The organism is Brevundimonas sp. GW821-FHT10A07 (assembly GCF_059415785.1).
The window spans coordinates 82,290-100,413 of record NZ_JBWKNX010000014.1 but is presented as its reverse complement, the minus strand read 5'-3'; the positions used below and the strand labels follow the sequence as shown (position 1 = coordinate 100,413).

The window sequence follows — 18,124 nt, the reverse complement described above, 5'->3', positions numbered from 1 at the left end:
ACCTCAGGAATGAGGGGTCCTTATTCGACGCCGATCACACCGCTAACGGGGTCCCTTTTCCACGCCGATCCACACCCCGAGATCCCAAGTGCGGCGCAACTCCTCGAGCACAGCCCGCTTGTTCACCTTATTGCTGTGCAGCTCCAGACACGCGTCACCGACGCCGGCGCTGTCGAGCCGCCGTTTCACCACTTCAAGCGCGGCCATCTTCTCGGCGACGAAAAGTACCGTCTTCCCGTCCGCGACAGCGGCAGCAATGATATTGGCGATCGTCTGAGATTTGCCCGTGCCTGGCGGGCCTTGGATGACCAGATCGCGTCCTCGCCGGACCTCTTCGATCGCCATGGTCTGCGAGCTGTCGCTATCGACGATATGAACCATCCGAGACGGCGACACGAGGTCATCGACCGACGTCTCTTCGGGGGTTAGCGGCTCCCCTTCGGGGAAACCTACAGTCATCAACGGCTTCAGAATCGCATGGTCCGAGAGTTTGGCGTCCTCAGGCCAATTCTCCGGATCCAGATCCCGATACATCAGGAATTTCGCGAACGAGAAGAAGCCTAGGACCAGATCGTCCTGATTAACGCCCCAGCCAGGCTTGGCGGCCACAGCCTCAGTTACGGCGGCGACATAAGCTGATAGGTCGAAGTCCTCGGAGGCCTCAAATGTCGGCAGTTTCAAACCGTGCACGCGGTCAAGGAAGAGCTCGAGGGACAGGTTGGCGGAAACGTCTTCCTGTCTCGCCCTAAGTTTGAACTTCTCTGCCGCATTTCCTCGCTCCAACTCCACGGGAACGAGGACAAGGGGAGCATATCGGACCAAGGCTGGATTCTTGGGATCGACCCATTTGAGCGTGCCGATCGCCAGAAAGAGGATATTGACGCCCTGCTCCTCCTCGAGCGTTCGAGCGTCATAATAAAGATCGAGCAGCTTCTTCTGCAGCCCGGCTGGGGTTAGGCGTGTCTGCAACCGGGTGTCGGCATGACGGTTGGCCACGCCTCGCGAGTCGACGCCGTCGTCCTCGGGCTGAGCAAGTTCGGCTATCTCTTCGACGCCGTCCTCGTTCTCGACCACCTCGCCCTTGCCTGGAACGAAGCTGAATGCCTTGCCGTCTTTCACCAGCAGGCGGAACACCTCAGTCCCGAGTTCGTCAACGCATTCGAGCGTCTTTGCGCTCTTTGCAGATCGCGGAATGCTGAGCAGCCGGTTGCGCGCTGAAAGATCAAGCAGCTCCGTTCGCGCTCGATCCAATTTCACTTCGATCGGCAGATCGCTCTGGAACACGGACACCGGTTCGGTAGCCGACAACACTAGGTCTTCGTTAGACATTATAAGCCCCTCATCACAATCAGAAGTGTATGAGAAGGATCGATCCGTCTAGCGTTGTTTTTGCAAATTTCCTGAGAGGCTATGCAGGCGAGTTAGGGAGGATAGATGGCGTTGTGAGGATTATGGGCTCCACGGCGGTCGCTGGCAGCTATGCCGCTTCAATTCCTACGGGAAGGCATCGTCAGATTGCGCTTGAATGTCCGATTTTAGATAGCTGCCCAATGACGGCTCTTGGCGCACTGCGGCCATCCGACATCCCCGCCTTTGCAAAGATCGCGTCGGCGGTCCTCAGTTCGACCGGCAGGCCCTTATCAGGCTGATCGCCCGGCGACCCGACGGTATCATCGCTGCTTATCGGCGACGTCTCCTCGTTTCTGCATGGGAGAATCCGGGGCCGCCAAAACCGGTTCCTTTTTGGCCAGGCCTTGTGCCGGCGACCGCTGCAAGGCCGTTGGAGCTATTCAGTCGCGAGCAGCCGGATCAGCCATGATGGGATCCCGTTGAGGTCTGTCTAGTGAACCAGTTGGCGGCTCAGCGGGGGATTTCGTCTGTAGGCTGGTCTCGATGCGATGCGAGGCGAGGGCCTAGACTCGCGGCGCTGCGCTTCGTCGGGACGCAGACCGGACACCCAGTATCTGCGGGGTCACTCGCCTTATAAGCGAGTAGTCATCTATTTTATGTTGCTAGCCGCCACGATCGGCGCCAATCTACGGATGTCGGCAAACCACCCTGGGTCATCGACGGGGTTGTCGTTGTTTTTGCTGCGGTTCGCGGGCGTTTCTGCAGTTCCGGCTACCGTTCCTTACAATGCGTCCCCTGCAATCTGGCTATCGAGGCTTCAGAATGCCGACCGATCCGCGAACTGATCGTAGCTATGTTTCGCTCGCGCTCGACGCCCTCTCCAGCGCCCAGACGAGCGCGGCGGCCGGGGCGCTTTTCACCGCGAACAAGGCGGTCTCCGTTGATGCCTGGGTTCGGTTCAACGGTCTGCCCGCCAGCACCGTCGCAATAGGCCAGGACGGGGTGTTCGCCTTCGGCAGCCAGGGTCCCTCGGTCTATTTTGAGTTCAACAATTTGCCCATCGTCCTATCGGACCTGACCCAGGCCCAGCTTAAGGACGACAGTTGGCACTACATCTGCATGACCTTCGATGGGGCGATGGTCAGGCTTTATATCGACGGCCAGTTCAACACCGGCCAGAGTTGCATGGGGCAGGTTGCGGCGAACGCCAACCCGGTGACCATCGGCCAAGGCGTCCAGGGCCTGATGCGCCGGTTGCGAATCTACAACACCTCCCTGAACGCTGAGGATGTGCTCAACAACATGTTCGGGCCGCCCGCAGCAGGGACACTTGTGGCGGATTTCGACTTTAGCAGTAATCCTCCGGTCGATCGCGGGCCTAGCGCCTATCCGATCACGCTTCAGGGCAATGCCGTTCCCATCAAGGTCTCTCCCGCCGCGTCTCTCGGCACCGTCGGCTTCATCCGGCCGATGGGAGAGAAGGCGATAAATCCCGGCGGCGGCCAGGTCGATCCGTACACCATCCAGACCTCGGTCTATGTCTCGTCGGCCCTCAATCCGGTCCAGGCGGTGTTCGTCAACAGCGACCTTTCGATGGACACGGGGGTGGCCCTCTATCTGCAATACGACACCACGGTGTCCGCCTTCCGGGTGGTGTCGCAAAGGGGCTCGGATGGGGATAGCGGGCAGGATCTCACCTCGTCTGGCTCGGTTCGGGTCGGGGTCTGGACCAATATCGCCACGACCTTCGACGGCGTGACGCTGTCGATCTACATCAACGGCGTCCTAGACAGCACCAAGGCCTGCCCGCCCATTCCGCTGTACAGCCAGTTCAGCGACCTGCTGATCGGCGCAGCCATCGCCCGGGGCATCCCCTCCGGAGCGACGACCCTGCAAGGCTTTCTTAAGGAGGTCGATGTCTGGTCCACGGCGCTGAGCGCGGCCGATATCCTGACCTATATGGGCACACCGCCCGACGTCACCTCGACGAACCTGTCGGCGGCCTATGTTTTCACCAATTCTCCGGCCCGCAACCAGGCTAACGGTCATCCGGTAGGTTTGGCGGAGGGCGCGGTCATGGCCGGGCAACTCGAGCCCGCGCCCGCCATGCCGCCGCAGGCGGGCGGTCAGGAGGATGCGCCTCCGCCGCCCATGGGTCTTGATCCGAAGGTCATGGCCGCGCTGCGGGCCGACCTGGACTTTTCGGATTTTCATGCACGTAACAGCGCCGAGTTCGACGCCGCCATGGCCAGCGACCTGGCGGCCTTTGACGACCCGAAAGACGTTGCGCTGGTTGAGGCGGCGTGGACAGATGCCCGACGCAAGCTGGCGGAAGACCCGACGGCCTTGCCGTTCCTGGTCGCCCAGCATGACATCGATGGCGAGCGCCTGATCATCGTCCATCGGCCGAGCGGGTCTTATGTCGCCTATCGGGGTGACCCAACGGCCATCGACGACTGTACCATGTGGAAGGTGCGGCTGATCTTCACGGTCATCGGCGGCGCAATAGACGCTTTCACTGGGGTCGGCAGCGCACTCGGTGATAAGGCCATCGTCCTGATCGGCCGGATGCTGACCATCCCCAGCGTCGCGACCCAGATGGCCGCCGGTGCAAGAATGACGGCCGCCGGTGCGTTCGCCATCCTCGGGTCGGCCTATACCGCTGGTCTCCTCAGGCCACTGATACTGGCCCTCATTGATGTTGGCTTCTGGAGTCTCATCAGGGTCGTCGCCAATCTGCTTCTGATCGCCGCAGGCGTCGGTACGGCGCGGGTGATCGCGTCGCTGGCGGCGACCGTCGTCACCTTCGTCAAGATCTACCTCGAGAAGCCGGCGACCTGCGACCCCCTGCCGACAGTGGCTTTGGCCAGTGTCGCGTTTGACTATGATCCCACGGCCGCCACCGTGGAGGCCCTAACCATACGGCGCAATTTCGGAACGGACGTTTCCGTGCCCGAATGGGTGCCCGGGCGGGTTTCGGCCAAGGAGGCGCCCTGCGCGTATGCGCTCGCCAGCGTCGCGGGCAAGACACCCTCGATCCAGGTGGTGGTCAACATCCCGGCCCCGACGACCCATGCCGTCAGGATACAGGCGACCGGCGGCGGCATCCTCGGCGCCCTGGATCCCATCGCCGTGACCTTCAGCGGCACGACGGCGACCGTCACGATTCCCCTCACGCACCATGCCTTGGCGGGCGGCGGCGTTCAGCGCCAAGATGTAACCTGGACGTGGCAGTATCAGGTCGATGACGGCGCCTGGGCCAACATGGCAACGACCAGTCATCGGGTCTATGTGACGCTCAGCCTGCCCAACGCGCCGTGGCAGCAGGGCGCGCTACGCACCAACCAGCAGCTGCCGTGGACGGACTTGTTGGACTATGCCTGCGTATGGGCCAAGGGCGTCACCACCCCGGATCAGCTCCTCAGCAAGATCACAACCCAGGTCAATTCCGGTATCGGCCTTCAGTACGATTTGACGGCTGGCGCCTCCTTTTACACCGGGCCGAGCGCAGGCGTTTCCCGATTCCTGTGTGGGCTGTTCCTTGACTATCTCACAACGGGCAAGGGCAACGGCAAAACGGTGAACTGCACCGACTGCGCCACCATCGTCACCACCTTCTCCAACGTGCTGGGAGCCAACGTCTTCGCTTCCATGATGCTCAATACGGCGGATTTCTCGACGGGCTTCACCTGTAACCAGATCCTCGCCATCGGATATACGACCTGGTCCGTTCCCTTTCCGCCGCCCCACGGCAGCGGCGGCTTCAGCTATCATGAAGTGACCTGGACCGGGACGGGGAGCTATTCTGATCCGCTCTACGACGCCTGCCTGCAATACGACACAGGCCCCAACCCCTGGGGAATGGGGCCCCACACCGCAGGCTTGCCCGTTAAGGTGCCGTTCTCGACCCTGGGCGCGAGCCCCTCGCCGTTCGTCCCCATACCGACCCCCTTCACCGCCACCAGCTATCGGGAACGCCTCGCCGCCAATACGGCGGCAGGCATCGCGCGGTGCATCCCGTATGGCCCTGACGCCAACACCAACTCTGGCCGCAGGCCGGTGGCATAGCGAGACTGCTCCATGACCGATCAAGCCTGGCTCGAGGGCGCCAAAAAAAGGTTCGAATTTGAGGCGTGGCCGCGTCGCGTCGGCGCTGCGGCGGAGCTCCGGACCCGTGGGCTAGCCCTGTTTGAAGTACCGTCCGAGAACTGGGTTTTCGAACGGCGTGTGGCCCAGGATGCGCGGGTTTATACGGATTACTTCCATGAAGCGGCTCACCCCGAGCATCGGATTATGGTGCGGGTGAGCGAGCTTGAGGACCACGGGGCTGCCCTGGCCGCCTTGCTGGAGCTCCTTTCGCACTCCATGGCCGTCACCCTGCCGCGCTTCGGCGGTTCCGATGGCCGAACGGAGGAGCCAAAGGTCGGGGATGTGGCCTTCCGCGGACACAGCGAACTGGTCACTGTCGTTTTCTTCGTCCGCCACAATGTGCTCGGGGACGTCCGCAGCATCGGCGACGAACCTGTGTCGGTCCTACCCTTCGCCACTGTGGTTGACCGTCAAATTCTGGCCGCAGCGTCCTGACGTTCAACGATCTCAACCGCTCACAGGAGCCCACTCATGCTTGCCCTGATCCGCAACGCCGTCGCTGCCACCATGTACAATGACCTCTATGTCCGCGACAATTTCGGCGACACCGGCCTCTATCCGTCGGGCGGAAATCCCTGTCAGTCTCCGGATATCATCCCCGTCCAGAGCGGGTCGCTCACCTGGGCGACCGCGAACTCCACCTACGCCGGACCGGATCAGGGGCAGGGGATCATCAACGGCGGCGTCAACAACATCTATGTCCGGGCCAAGAACCTGAATACGGTCGCGGGCGCCGGCACGGCCAGCCTCTACTATGCCGACGCCTCTCTGTTTCTGCTGCCGACGACCTGGACCCAGATCAACAGCGCCGGCGGCGCTGGCGCGCTGTCTCTGGTGGACGGTACGGGCAACACCAACATCGCCGCGAGCGGGATCGCGATCAGCAGTCCATCCTTCCTCCTGACGGGTCTTCCTCCCGGGCCGCACTATTGTCTGATCTCCGTCCTCCAGACCGCAACCCACCCGATCCAGATACCAGCAACCTTTCCGTCCAATGCGGCCTTCGCCCTGTGGGTCCAGAACAATCCTGCCGTGGGCTGGCGGAACATTAGCTACCAGTCGAATACATCGACGCAGATCATCCGGACCTTCAGCTTCGCGAGTATCAACCCCACGCCAGCCTATTTCCATTTTCGGGTGCTCGGCCGCGGTTTCGCGACGGGCACGGCGGTTAGCGCTCAGTGCACCGACCAGACCTGCCCGATCAACCAGAACATGACGCTACCCGCGCCCGACGTAAACGGTAACCAGATCACGGGTTTCGACGCCAGCGTGCCGGCCAATTTCTCCGGCAACCTAGTGGTCACGGCGACCTCGCCCTCTGGCGCCTTCCCAAAGGGCGCTACCCTGACAGTGACCTATTACCAGTATCCCGCGCTGGGCGATGAAGTGGACATGTCCGCTGCCTTCGCCTTCGAAACCGCGCGCGTCTCCGACGCGGGCCCCATGTCGGTCGCCGCCATGCTCATCCAGATCGGCGAATGCACCGTCGCCATCGCCAGCACCTCGGAGTTGGAGGACCGCTAACGCCGACCTGACCCCTTGAACCTCTGGACGAATAGTTGGAGTCCGTCCTAGCGGAGGACGGACAGGATGAAGCGATCAAGGTTCAATCGAGAGAAGATCACGGGGATTCTGCGGGAGTAGGAGGCCGGTTTGGCGACGACGGAGGTATGTCGGCGTCACGGTGTCAACTCGGCGACCCATTACAAATGGAAGGCCATGATCCGCGTGACTGACTTTTGATGCGGGGCGAAGGCCATCGTGACTGCTCTTGGCTCGGGGACGAACCGAGACGCTCGGGGGGCCTGTAGTGGCAGCTTTAGCTTGGGACAGTTCCTTGCTGTTCGCCGTCGTTCAGGCATGGCGGACATTTTCCGCGACAGGCTAAGGTTGGCCCAACATTTTTGTCGAGACCACTTAGAACTCGCTCAAAACCAGTTATAAAGTGGCTCAACATGCGAACTGATCGCAAATATAGCTTCTAGTCTCGATGCGGCGGGTTCTGACTCTGAGCGGACGTTGAGCGCGTCCGCTCTCGGCCGGCACAGGAACTTAAATCCAGTGCGTCCAAATCTGGCGCTAACCTGCCTTTGTTAGGCCATGCACGCCATGGGCCCGCGCCTAGTCATCGGGAATGGCGAAGGGATCCGAATCTTCGATTGCACGAGCTTCTTCGCAGGTGCGTCCTGAGCCTGACGGCGGCGAGTCGGCGCTGTTCGCTGCACGCGTGGGGGGATTGGCGGCCCATACAATGTGATCGCGGGCAGTTCGCCATAGCGAGAATAGGCGTCGTCGTAGCGTTGAAGGGCTTGCCCCACTGCTTCATCCGGGCCCGCAGACGCTCGCGCACGCCGTGTCCGACGGACGACAGGATCGATAGCGCACCGTCTTGCGGTCGGCCTTCATGATCAAACAGGCCTGCCGCTCGCTGATCCCGAACACCGTCCGGATCCTCGCGACGCCTTCGCGCATCGCGACGTCCCCTACCATTTTTTGAAAGCAGGTCGTTCAGCGCCGCCTTGTCCAGCATCGTGTCCGTCAGCAACCGCTTCAGTCTGTCCCCCCTTTCAAGGGCCGGACTCTAGCGCCGCGTGGAGGAAATTCTCACGGGCACGTCAACGTCGCCGTAGGGGGCTCCGCCCGGATCATGGCGTCGGACCAGAAGATCCGCACTCGGTCCGACCTATCGGCCGGCGCGAGCCAAGAGTTCGATTAGCTCGCCGGCCTTGGCCTTTCGATCCTCAGGATCGTCACCTGTCATGGCTCCCATGACGCAGTGGTCGAGGTGGTCTCTCAACACTTCCGTCTCCACGCGAAGGAGCGCTGCGCGGACGGCCCGCAACTGGGTGAGCAGGTCGATGCAGTAGCGGTCCTCGTCGACCATGCGGGCGATGCCCCGCACCTGGCCTTCGATCCGGCTCAGCCGGTTAAGGATTTTGGGCTTCGTATCGATTTGCATGCGGCTTCGCTCCAGAGCGTCAGTATACCCCATGCGGGTATCTTGCTCCATACCCCCTACAGGTATATCCGAGGCGCTTGGATCAGCCGGAGAGCGTCATGTCCACTCATCCTCACGGTCACGCCGCAGGTCGCTCCTGCTGCTCGGCGGAACCCTCCACGGGATCGGTCGCGCTAAAGGATCCGGTCTGCGGGATGTCGGTTGATGCAAAGACGACCGCTCACCGAGCCAGCCATGACGAGCAGGACTATTTCTTCTGCTCGGCAGGGTGCCGAACCCGATTCGTGGCGGATCCGCAGCGCTATCTGAAGCCTGCTTCGGAGCCCGCCCCCGCCATTCCGGGCGTGATCTACACCTGCCCCATGCATCCGGAAATCCGGCAGGAGGGTCCGGGGTCCTGCCCGATCTGCGGCATGGCGCTCGAGCCGGAAACCGTCGCCGCCGAAGCGCCGCCCAATCACGAACTGATCGACTTCACCCGCCGCTTCTGGATCGGTCTGATTCTGACCCTGCCGGTCTTCGCGCTGGAGATGGGCGCCCATCTGACGAACCTGCACATGCTCATCCCCGGCCGGCTGTCGAACGGGATCCAATTCGTTCTGGCCACGCCGGTCGTCCTGTGGTGCGGCCTGCCCTTCTTCCAGCGCGGCTGGACCTCGCTGCGCACGCGCCGGCTGAACATGTTCACCCTGATCTCGATGGGGGTCGGGGTCGCATGGCTTTACAGCATCGTGGCCGTCGTAGCGCCATGGCTGTTCCCGCCCGCCTTCCTCAAGGCCGACGGGAGCGCGCCGGTGTATTTCGAGGCGGCGGCGGTCATCACGGTGCTGGTCCTCGTCGGACAGATCCTGGAACTTCGCGCCCGCGAGCAGACGTCGGGGGCGATCCGGGCCTTGCTGGATCTCACGCCCAAGACCGCGCGACGGGTCCGGGCGGACGGCGTTGACGAGGATGTCTCGCTCGACCTGATCACTGTCGGCGACTCTCTGCGGGTCCGCCCCGGTGAGAAAGTCCCGGTCGACGGCGAAATCCTGGATGGCCGCGTCGCCGTCGACGAGTCGATGGTGACCGGCGAGTCCATGCCGGTGACCAAGGAGGTCGGCGACCGGGTCGTCGCCGGCGCCCTGAACAAGACCGGAGCCTTCATCATGCGCGCCGACAAGGTCGGGGCCGACACCCTACTGGCGCAGATCGTCCAGATGGTCGCTCAGGCCCAACGCAGCCGCGCGCCGATCCAGCGGCTGGCCGACACGGTATCTGGATGGTTCGTTCCGATGGTGATCGCAATCGCCCTGCTGGCCGCCGCCGTCTGGGGGCTGGTCGGGCCGGAGCCCCGGCTGTCCTATGCCCTGGTCGCCGCTGTCTCGGTCCTGATCATCGCTTGTCCCTGTGCGCTCGGTCTCGCGACCCCCATCTCGATTATGGTAGGGGTCGGACGAGGCGCGCGCGCCGGGGTCCTGATCAAGAACGCTGAAGCGCTGGAGCGCTTCGAAAGGGTCGACACCCTGATCCTCGACAAGACCGGCACCCTGACCGAGGGACGCCCGTCCGTGACAGCGATGGTGGTCGCCGAAGGCTTCGATGAAACAGACGTGCTGCGTCTTTCGGCCAGTCTGGAGCGCGGAAGCGAGCACCCCCTGGCGGATGCGATCGTCCAGGCCGCCAAGGACCGCCATCTGCCTCTGTCGGAAGCCGTGGACTTCGACAGTCCGGTGGGACGCGGCGTGCGCGGTGTTGTCGAGGGCCGCCAGGTAGCCCTGGGCAACACCCGGTATCTCGGTGAGCTTTCGATCGATGTCTCCACGCTGGAGCCGAAGGCGGACGCACTCCGGAATGACGGCGCCACGGCCATTTTCGTGGCCATCGACGGCAAGGCCGCCGGGGTTCTCGGCATCGCCGACCCGGTCAAGGCCACCACGTCGGCCGCGATCCTCGCGCTGAAGGCGGCCGGTCTGAGACTGGTCATGATGACCGGGGACAACCGGACCACGGCCGAAGCCGTGGCGCGGCGCCTCGGGATCGACGAGGTCCATGCCGAGGTCCTGCCGCAGGACAAGGCGTCCGTGGTTCAGCAGCTTCGCTCACAGGGCCGCATAGTCGCCATGGCCGGAGATGGGGTCAACGACGCCCCGGCTCTCGCAGCCGCCGATGTCGGCGTCGCCATGGGTGCGGGCTCGGATGTGGCGATCGAGAGCGCGGGCGTAACCCTGTTGAGAGGCGATCTGCAAGGCATAGTCCGGGCGCGGCGTCTGTCGCGAGCGGTCATGGGGAACATCCGGCAAAACCTGATCTTCGCCTTCGGTTACAATGCGCTCGGCATCCCGGTAGCGGCCGGCCTGCTGTATCCCGTCTTCGGCTGGCTGCTCTCGCCCGCTCTTGCAGCGCTCGCTATGGCGCTCTCTTCGGTCAGCGTCATCGGCAATGCGCTGAGGCTGCGCGCGGTGAAGCTCTAGGCGGCCTGAGAATTCAGAAAGCATTAACCAAGCCTCGACAGGAATCCGCGACGCAGCCTAGATTCCCCCTGTAGCTGATTTGGTCGGGAGAGCGCCTTGCGGGGCATGGAGCGGCGGCAAGACAAGCGAGGCCGACGCGCCACCGACAGGGCCCCCAGCGCCCCGGCCTGGATGCGCATCGGCGTGCTGGTCCTCGCCCTCGGCTCCACCGGATACGTGCTGTTGATGTCGCGAGACGCGACACGCCCTGCCCGCGAAGCCCATCGCCTCCAGAACGAGAACCTGACGTTGAGCGCCCAGCTCGCCGCCAGCCGGACCGCCGTCCTGATGCAGGCCGCCCAGATCGGGATCGACGTCGGGACAGCCGCACTGCTGGACGACGCGCTCCCGATGGCCGCCGTCGAGCGGGCGCGCGGCGTCGCGCCGAACGCGGGCTTTTCGGTGATCGGCGCCGACGGCGCGATCCTGGCCAGCCAGGGGCCGGTGCAGTCGCCCGGCGTCGTCACCCTGACGGGGCCGCAAGCCGGGGGGCGGCGGCTTGAGGCGCGCATTCTCCCGTCCCTGCCCGCCTCTGGCGCGGTCCGGATCGTGTCGAAGACGGGGATCATCCTGGCCTCGCCGAACGCCGCCGAGGTCGGCCGGTCCGCAACGCCGCTGATCGGCGTCCAGGCCGGCGACCTGGCGTCCCTGACCACGCCCGTCGCCGCGCCGGGGGGCAGGGCGTCGGTCGTGGCGGCGCCGATCACGCCCGACGGTCCCTATGTGGTCGCCTTGCAGAGCGGACCGCCCGCGGGTGCGGCGGGTCTGCTGGGCGAGGCCTGGGTTCTGGCGGCCCCCGTGCTGCTGGGCCTCGGCGTCCTGGCGCTGTTCCTGTTCCAGGGCCTGCGTCGTGCGCGCGCCAGCCGGGAATGGGCCTCGTCGGAAAAACGCTTCCGCATCGCGGTGGAGGCGGCGCGCTGCGGCGTATGGGAATGGGATCTGGACGGCGCCGAAGTGACCCTGTCCGACTATATGGCGACCCTGCTGGGCTTCGAGACCGGCGGCGTCGTACCGGCCGAGACCGTGATGGCCCGCATCCATCCCCGTTACCGCGACCAGGTGCAGCACGCGTTGCGCCAGGCCTCGGCCTATGGCGCCTTCGAAGTCACCTTCCCCGTCCCGGGCGACGGCGGCCGGACCCGCTGGATCGATGCGCGCGGTCAGGCGCGAGGGGCGCGGGGCGAGGCCGGCTTCTCCGCCATCCTGGGCGTCGCCCTGGACATCACCGAAGCCCGCCGGGCCAAGGCCGCCGCCCAGTCCGCCGAAAGCCGTCTGCGCGACGGGGTGGAGAGCATCTCGGACGCCTTCGTCCTGTTTGATCGCCAAGGCCGCCTCATCCTCTGGAACCAGGCGTTCGAGGACGCTTTCGACTTCCAGTCCGGCGTCGTGCGGCGCGGCGCGGCGAAGGAGGAATTGAACCGCATCGCCGCCCTGGCCATCAAGGCCGAACATGCGCCGACGGACGGCCGGGCGGGCCTTCGCGAGGTCGAACTGCACGACGGCCGCTGGCTGCAGTTGTCCGAACGCTTCACCTCGGAGGGCGGCTCAGTGGTCACCGCCGCCGACATCACCGCCATCAAGCGCGAAGAGACCGAACGCCGCCGCGCCGTCGAGGACCTGAGCCGCACCGTGGCCCAGCTCGAAGCCAGCCAGCAGATGCTGTCGCAACTGGCCCGGAAATACGAGATCGCCATGACGCGGGCCGAGGCCGCAAACCAGGCCAAGTCCGAATTCCTGGCCAATATGAGCCACGAACTGCGCACCCCCCTGAACGCCATCAACGGCTTCTCGGAGATCATGGCCGCCGAGCTGTTCGGCCCCATAGGCGAGAAGTACAAGGGCTACGCTGGCGACATCCTTAAGTCGGGCCAGCATCTGCTCAGCCTGATCAATGACATCCTGGACATGGCCAAGATCGAGGCCGGCAAGATGACCCTGCACTACGAGCCCGTCTCGCTGCGGGACGTGTGCGAGGACGCCGCCCGACTGATGCGCGGCAAGGTTCTGGAGTCCGGCCTGACCCTGGAGATCGAAGCGGGCGACCTGCCGGACATCGAGGCGGACCACCGCGGCGTGAAACAGGTGATGCTGAACCTGATCTCCAACGCCGTTAAATTCACGCCCGAAGGCGGGACCGTCACCCTGTCGCTGACGCCGTTCAAGGGGGCGGCCGGCGAGGATCGCGTCCGGGTCGCCTGCGCCGACACCGGCATCGGCATCGCGCCTGAACATATGGTCCGTCTGGCGCGGCCCTTCGAACAGGTCGAAGGCCAGCATTCCAAGACCACCCAGGGCACCGGCCTGGGCTTGGCCCTGACCAAGTCGCTGATCGAGATGCATGGCGGCCGGCTGAACATAGAAAGCGAGCCCGGGGTGGGCACGGTGGTCAGTTTCGACCTGCCGACGCGACGTCCCGTCCAGACCGTCCAGCCCATGAAGGCCGCCTTCGCCGCCTGAGCTGCCAGGGGCGAGCGATCAGAGTTCGAGCCGGTACCCCACGCTCGGCTCCGTAACGACCAGGGCCGGTTCGGCGGGGTCGGCCTCCAGCTTGTGGCGCAGTTGGCCGATCACGACGCGCAGATACTGGACATCGGCGGCGTGGCCCGCGCCCCAGACGGTCTTCAGCAGGTCGGCGTGGCCCAGCACCTTGCCGGCGTTACGGGCCAGACAGGCCAGGACTTCGTATTCCTTTGGCCGCAGTTTCACCCGCTCGCCGGCACGGGTGACGATGCGACGGTCCAGGTCGATGACCACCTCTCCGACTGTGACCACGCCGCCCGCCACCGGCGCCAAGGCCCCCTGGCGCAGCCCGGCCCGGATGCGCGCCAGAAGTTCGCCGACCCCGAACGGCTTTTCGACATAGTCGTTGGCGCCCAGGTCGAGGGCCGCGATCTTCTCGGCCTCGCGATCGCGGGCGGACAGGACGATGATCGGCCCCTGGTAGAATTCCCGCGCCCGTCTCAGCACGTCCTTGCCGTCCATGTCGGGCAGGCCCAGGTCCAGCACCACGGCGTCGGGGCTCCACAATGCGATGGCGCGCAGGCCTTCCTGACCACTGTCGGCGCGGCGGGGTTCGTAACCGGCGGCGTCCAGGGCGGGCGACAGGAAGCGGTGGATCTGGGGCTCGTCGTCGATGACGAGGACCTGGGGGCGGACGGCAGGCATCACAGCAGATCCGGATGGGTGGCGATGGATTTGGGCAGGCTGATCAGGATGCGCGTGCCCCGCTTGCCGCCGTCGGGTCCGTCGTGGATCGGGCTGGCGGCGGCGATGCGGCCGCGCATGGCCTCGACGAAGCCCTTGGCGATAGCCAGACCCAGGCCGGCCCCCTGGACTCTGTCGGGGGCGCGGTCGGTCGAATCCTCCATGCGGCGGAACTTGTCGAACACCCGTTCCAGCTCGGCCGTGGGTATGCCGCGCCCCTCGTCCTCGATGGAGATGACGACGGAGCCCCGGTCCTCATAGGCCGCCAGTTCGATGGTCGTCCCGTCGGGGCTATAGGCGATGGCGTTCTCAAGAATATTGACCACCGCCTGTTCCAGCAGACCGGGATCGGCCTCCACCATGCTGAGCTGGGGCGGGAAGTCGCGGGTGATCCGACGTCGCCCCAGGCGGCGCGACACCCGGTCGGCGGCGGCGTTCAGGGCGTCGCGCACATCGGTCCAGTCGGTGCGGACGTTCAGCCCGCCGCCCTCCAGCCGGGTCATGTCCAGCAGGTCGCCGACATAACGCGACAGGCGTTCGGCCTCCTCGCGGATGCTGAGCAGCAGGTCGTCGCGGACCTCGGGCTTCAGGGTCGCCCCATAGTCGATCAGGGTGGTGGCCGAACCCAGCACGGTCGACAGGGGCGTGCGCAGGTCGTGGCTGACCGAATTCATCAGGGCGGCGCGGAACCGGTCGGCGCGACGCAGGGTCTCACTTTCCAAAGCCTGTCCGGCCAGATCAGCCCGCTCCAGCGCCACGGCGCCCTGATCCAGCAGGGCCAGGGCCAGCCGCTCCTCGTCCGAGCCCGCCGCCACGGCCGAGGCGTCGATCCCCGCCACGCCGGCGCGACCGCGCACGCCTTGCAGGGGCTGAAACCGCCAGCGGGTCTGCGGCAGGGTGCCGGTGCCGTGACCCGTGACCTCGCCGTGGGTCCAGGCCCAGCGGGCCGCGGCCATGGCGTCGGCGCCCAGGACCACGCCCTCGGGGCTGGCGGCCGTCAGGACGATGTCGTCGCCGTCCGGCAGCAGGACCACCGCCCCGGCCCCCGCGGCGGCGGCGGCCTGTTCGGCCAGGCTTCGGGCGGTCGTCGCACGATCCTGGGCCGCCGACAGGGTCTGGCTGGCGGCCAGCAGGGCAGAGACGGCGGCGGCGCGACGCTGGGCCGCGCGGGCCTGTTCGCGCACCCGCCCGGCCAGGGCCCCCGTGCCCAGGGCGACGGCCCAGAACAGCAACAGCGTGAGGAAGTCCGTCGGCGAACCGATCAGGAAACTGTAGCGCGGCTGAAGGAACAGGAAGTTGTAGGTCAGGAAGGCCAGGGTCGCCGCTACGAGAGCGGGCCGCAGCCCGTTCAGCACCCCCGCCGCCACAACGGCGGCCAGATAGATGACGCCCAGATCGACCCGCTCGAACCGCGTGTCCAGCAACAGGGCGACGCCGGTCGCGGCCCCGACGAAACCCGCGCCGGCGGAATAGGGACGCCAGTCTAGACCAGGCCGGAGACCGGACCTGATCGTCGGCTCGGGCGCCGACCCATCGCCTTCGGTCACGACATGGACGGCCACGCCCTGGGCCTTGCGCAGCAGTTCGGTGGCCAGCGCCCGACCGGTCCATTCGGCCAGGCGGCCGCCCCGCGTCTTGCCGATGACGATCTGGGTGACGTTGTTGCGGTGGGCGTGATCCAGGACGGTGCGCACGACGTCGTCGCCGCTCAGCGTCACCGGTCGACCGCCCAGCTGTTCGGCCAGTTTGAAGGCTTCGGACAGACGGCCGGCCGACCGCGCGTCGGAACGCGAGCCCGACGGCCGTTCGACATGGGCCACCGACCAGGGGGCGTCCATCATCATGTCCGACATGCGCCGACCGGTGCGCACCAGCGAGGCGGTCATGGCGTCGCCCCCGACCAGGACCAGGATCCGTTCACCCGCCGCCCACGGCCCCGACACGCCCCGCTCGCGCAGATGGAACAGCAGCTGATCGTCCACTGTCTGGGCCGCGCGGCGCAGGGCCAGTTCGCGCAGGGCCGTCAGATTCTCCAGCTTGAAGAAGTTCTCGGACGCCACCCGCGCCGTCTCGGGCACATAGACCTTGCCCTCGGCCAGGCGGGCGCGAAGGTCCTCGGGCGTGATGTCCACCACCTCGATGTCGTCGGCCTCGGTCAGAAGGCTGTCGGGCACCGTCTCGCGCTGGCGCACGCCGGTGATCCGCAGGATGACGTCAGACAGGCTCTCCAGATGCTGGATGTTCAGCGTCGTCCAGACATCGACGCCGGCGTCGCGCAGTTCCTCAACATCCTGCCAGCGTTTGGGGTGGCGCGAGCCGGGGACGTTGGAATGGGCGTATTCGTCAACCAGCAGCAGGCCGGGACGGCGCGCCAGGGCGCCGTCGAGATCGAACTCGATCAGCGATCGGCCACGATGGTCGATCGGGGCGCGGGGCATGACGTCCAGCCCGCGCAGCAGGCTCATCGTCTCCTTGCGGCCGTGGGTCTCGACCACCCCCACGACGACATCCATGCCCTCGGCCTTTCGACGGCGGGCGGCGCGCAACATCTCATAGGTCTTGCCCACGCCGGGCGACATGCCCAGAAACACCTTCAGCCGCCCGCGCTTGCGGCGCGGAACGGCTGAAGTCGCGGGCGTTTCGGCCTCGGTCTCGGGCAATCAGCCCTCCGCGCCGAAACGGGCGTCCAGCGCGCGATTGGTCAGCAGGACATTGACGCGCGGCTGGCCGACGAAGCCCAGCAGAGCCCCCTTGGTCTGGCCGTCGATGATGGTCTGAACCTGCTGCACGGGGACGCCTCTGGCGCGGGCGATCCGCGCGGCCTGAAGCCGAGCGTAGGCCGGGGACACGTCCGGGTCGAGGCCCGAGGCGGAGGTGGTCACCGCATCGGCGGGGATGCCCCCCGCGCCGTCGTCGGCGCGGATGGCCTGGGCGCTTTCGGCGACGCGGGCCGCCAGATCCGGGTTCAACGGCCCCATGTTGGAGCCCGACGAGACGGCGGCGTCATAGCCGTCGCCCGCCGCCGAGGGACGCGGGTGCAGATAGGTCGCGCCCACGAACGGCTGTCCGATCAGAGCCGAGCCGACGACCCGGCCGCCGCCGTCTCGCACCAGACTGCCGTTGGCCTGGCGGGGAAAGACGCCTTGGGCGATCCCGGTGACGGTCAGCGGATAGGCCAGCCCCAGCAGGAGGGTGAAAAGGGCCATCATCACGATGGCCGGACGCAGTTGGTTGACCATGGTCCTCGCCTCAGAAGGTCGCCTTCAGCGTCGCCACGGCGCGCGCGCCGTAGAGATCGCCGAAGTCGTGTTGATCGGTGTCGTGATAGCGCAGATCCAACGCCAGAGCGTCAGTCAGCTGATACGCCGCGCCCAGGTTCCAGGTGGTGTAGTCCAGGGCCGACGACACCCACTGACGGCCGACGGCGGCCGACACCGTCCATTTGTCGGCCGGGCTGACGGCGCCGTTGACCTCGGCGTATGTCGCCTCGTCTTCCGACGCGCCGAAGAAGTCGGGCGAATAATAGACTGCCGCGCCCAGGGTCGCGGGCCCCACGGCGCGCGAGGCCGCGGCTTTCAGCTCGACATAGTCATAGTCCGCGCCATCCGGCTGGCCGGCGTACAGATAGCCGATGACGCCGAAGTCCAGGGCATAGCCTGCGACCTCGGGCCGATAGCCGGCGTAGAGATCGACCTCGGCGTCGGTATCGTCGCCGAAATCGACGTTCGAGGCCCAGCCGCCGACGTAGAAGCCATTCTTCGTCAGATCGACCCCGGCCGAGAGGGCCGGGTTTTCCTGGGTCTGGCTGACGCCGCGGAAGACATAGTCGGAAGTCAGGGCGACATTCGCCGAGACGTCCTGAGCCTTGGCCTCGCTGCACAGACCCAGGCCGGCGATGCCCAGAATGCAGGCGGCGGCGAACCAGGCGTCATTACGGCCAGAGGCGTTGGAGAGACGTTTACGCATG

General features: G+C 65.7%; 12 protein-coding genes and 1 pseudogene. 6 read left to right on the top strand and 7 right to left on the bottom strand.

Annotated elements, in window-relative coordinates; genetic code table 11:
* Nucleotides 1–42: 42 nt before the first annotated feature.
* Nucleotides 43–1,329: a DUF4011 domain-containing protein gene (locus AC07NC_RS12795; protein WP_494569778.1), complete on the bottom strand. Its 1,287-nt coding sequence runs from the start codon at nt 1,327–1,329 to the stop codon at nt 43–45.
* 843 nt (nt 1,330–2,172) lie between these two features.
* On the opposite strand from AC07NC_RS12795, the gene AC07NC_RS12790 reads away from it, so the two are divergent.
* From AC07NC_RS12790 to AC07NC_RS12775, 4 genes are all read left to right on the top strand, one after another.
* Nucleotides 2,173–5,418, top strand: a complete 3,246-nt coding sequence (locus tag AC07NC_RS12790; protein WP_494569777.1) for a LamG domain-containing protein — start codon at nt 2,173–2,175, stop codon at nt 5,416–5,418.
* Between the two features lie 12 nt (nt 5,419–5,430).
* Complete coding sequence (locus AC07NC_RS12785) at nt 5,431–5,934, top strand: hypothetical protein (protein WP_492071520.1); 504 nt, start codon at nt 5,431–5,433, stop codon at nt 5,932–5,934.
* Between the two features lie 36 nt (nt 5,935–5,970).
* Nucleotides 5,971–7,026, top strand: coding sequence for a hypothetical protein (locus AC07NC_RS12780; RefSeq protein WP_494569776.1), 1,056 nt, complete (start codon nt 5,971–5,973; stop codon nt 7,024–7,026).
* Between the two features lie 129 nt (nt 7,027–7,155).
* The gene (locus AC07NC_RS12775; RefSeq protein WP_492071517.1) at nt 7,156–7,245 is read left to right on the top strand and encodes a transposase; all 90 of its coding nucleotides are present in this window, start codon (nt 7,156–7,158) and stop codon (nt 7,243–7,245) included.
* Nucleotides 7,246–7,834: 589 nt separating this feature from the next.
* Here AC07NC_RS12775 and AC07NC_RS12770 read toward each other — a convergent pair.
* Nucleotides 7,835–8,059, bottom strand: a pseudogene (locus AC07NC_RS12770) (IS3 family transposase); the annotation flags it as partial.
* A 126-nt stretch (nt 8,060–8,185) separates the two neighbouring features.
* A complete protein-coding gene (locus AC07NC_RS12765) occupies nt 8,186–8,461 on the bottom strand; it encodes a metal-sensitive transcriptional regulator (protein WP_008260442.1) in 276 nt (91 codons plus the stop codon).
* 98 nt (nt 8,462–8,559) lie between these two features.
* Between AC07NC_RS12765 and AC07NC_RS12760 the strand changes: the two genes are divergently transcribed.
* The gene (locus AC07NC_RS12760; RefSeq protein ID WP_494569775.1) at nt 8,560–10,914 is read left to right on the top strand and encodes a heavy metal translocating P-type ATPase; all 2,355 of its coding nucleotides are present in this window, start codon (nt 8,560–8,562) and stop codon (nt 10,912–10,914) included.
* Nucleotides 10,915–11,019: 105 nt separating this feature from the next.
* Complete coding sequence (locus tag AC07NC_RS12755; protein WP_494569779.1) at nt 11,020–13,410, top strand: PAS domain-containing sensor histidine kinase; 2,391 nt, start codon at nt 11,020–11,022, stop codon at nt 13,408–13,410.
* Between the two features lie 18 nt (nt 13,411–13,428).
* On the opposite strand, the gene AC07NC_RS12750 is transcribed toward AC07NC_RS12755, so the two are convergent.
* Genes AC07NC_RS12750 through AC07NC_RS12735 form a run of 4 tightly spaced genes read right to left on the bottom strand, consistent with a single transcriptional unit; the run spans nt 13,429 to nt 18,123 of the window.
* On the bottom strand, nt 13,429–14,118 hold the full coding sequence (locus AC07NC_RS12750) for a response regulator (protein ID WP_494569774.1): 690 nt from the start codon (nt 14,116–14,118) through the stop codon (nt 13,429–13,431).
* The gene (locus AC07NC_RS12745; RefSeq protein ID WP_494569773.1) at nt 14,118–16,817 is read right to left on the bottom strand and encodes a DUF4118 domain-containing protein; all 2,700 of its coding nucleotides are present in this window, start codon (nt 16,815–16,817) and stop codon (nt 14,118–14,120) included. The genes AC07NC_RS12750 and AC07NC_RS12745 overlap by 1 nt, the downstream gene beginning before the upstream one ends.
* Entirely contained in the window at nt 16,818–17,396 is a 579-nt protein-coding gene (gene kdpC, locus AC07NC_RS12740; protein WP_494569772.1) for a K(+)-transporting ATPase subunit C, read from the bottom strand.
* 10 nt (nt 17,397–17,406) lie between these two features.
* Nucleotides 17,407–18,123 carry a TorF family putative porin gene (locus AC07NC_RS12735; RefSeq protein WP_494569771.1) on the bottom strand — a complete coding sequence of 239 codons (717 nt, stop codon included), beginning with the start codon at nt 18,121–18,123 and terminating at the stop codon, nt 17,407–17,409.
* Between the last annotated feature and the right edge of the window lies 1 nt (nt 18,124).

Coding starts and splice junctions, on each gene's coding strand:
- AC07NC_RS12755 (WP_494569779.1), top strand. CDS start 11,020: ATGGAGCGGCGGCAAGACAAGCGAGGCCGACGCGCCACCGACAGGGCC.
- AC07NC_RS12765 (WP_008260442.1), bottom strand. CDS start 8,461: ATGCAAATCGATACGAAGCCCAAAATCCTTAACCGGCTGAGCCGGATC.
- AC07NC_RS12735 (WP_494569771.1), bottom strand. CDS start 18,123: ATGCGTAAACGTCTCTCCAACGCCTCTGGCCGTAATGACGCCTGGTTC.
- AC07NC_RS12760 (WP_494569775.1), top strand. CDS start 8,560: ATGTCCACTCATCCTCACGGTCACGCCGCAGGTCGCTCCTGCTGCTCG.
- kdpC (WP_494569772.1), bottom strand. CDS start 17,396: ATGGTCAACCAACTGCGTCCGGCCATCGTGATGATGGCCCTTTTCACC.
- AC07NC_RS12785 (WP_492071520.1), top strand. CDS start 5,431: ATGACCGATCAAGCCTGGCTCGAGGGCGCCAAAAAAAGGTTCGAATTT.
- AC07NC_RS12790 (WP_494569777.1), top strand. CDS start 2,173: ATGCCGACCGATCCGCGAACTGATCGTAGCTATGTTTCGCTCGCGCTC.
- AC07NC_RS12780 (WP_494569776.1), top strand. CDS start 5,971: ATGCTTGCCCTGATCCGCAACGCCGTCGCTGCCACCATGTACAATGAC.
- AC07NC_RS12795 (WP_494569778.1), bottom strand. CDS start 1,329: ATGTCTAACGAAGACCTAGTGTTGTCGGCTACCGAACCGGTGTCCGTG.
- AC07NC_RS12750 (WP_494569774.1), bottom strand. CDS start 14,118: ATGCCTGCCGTCCGCCCCCAGGTCCTCGTCATCGACGACGAGCCCCAG.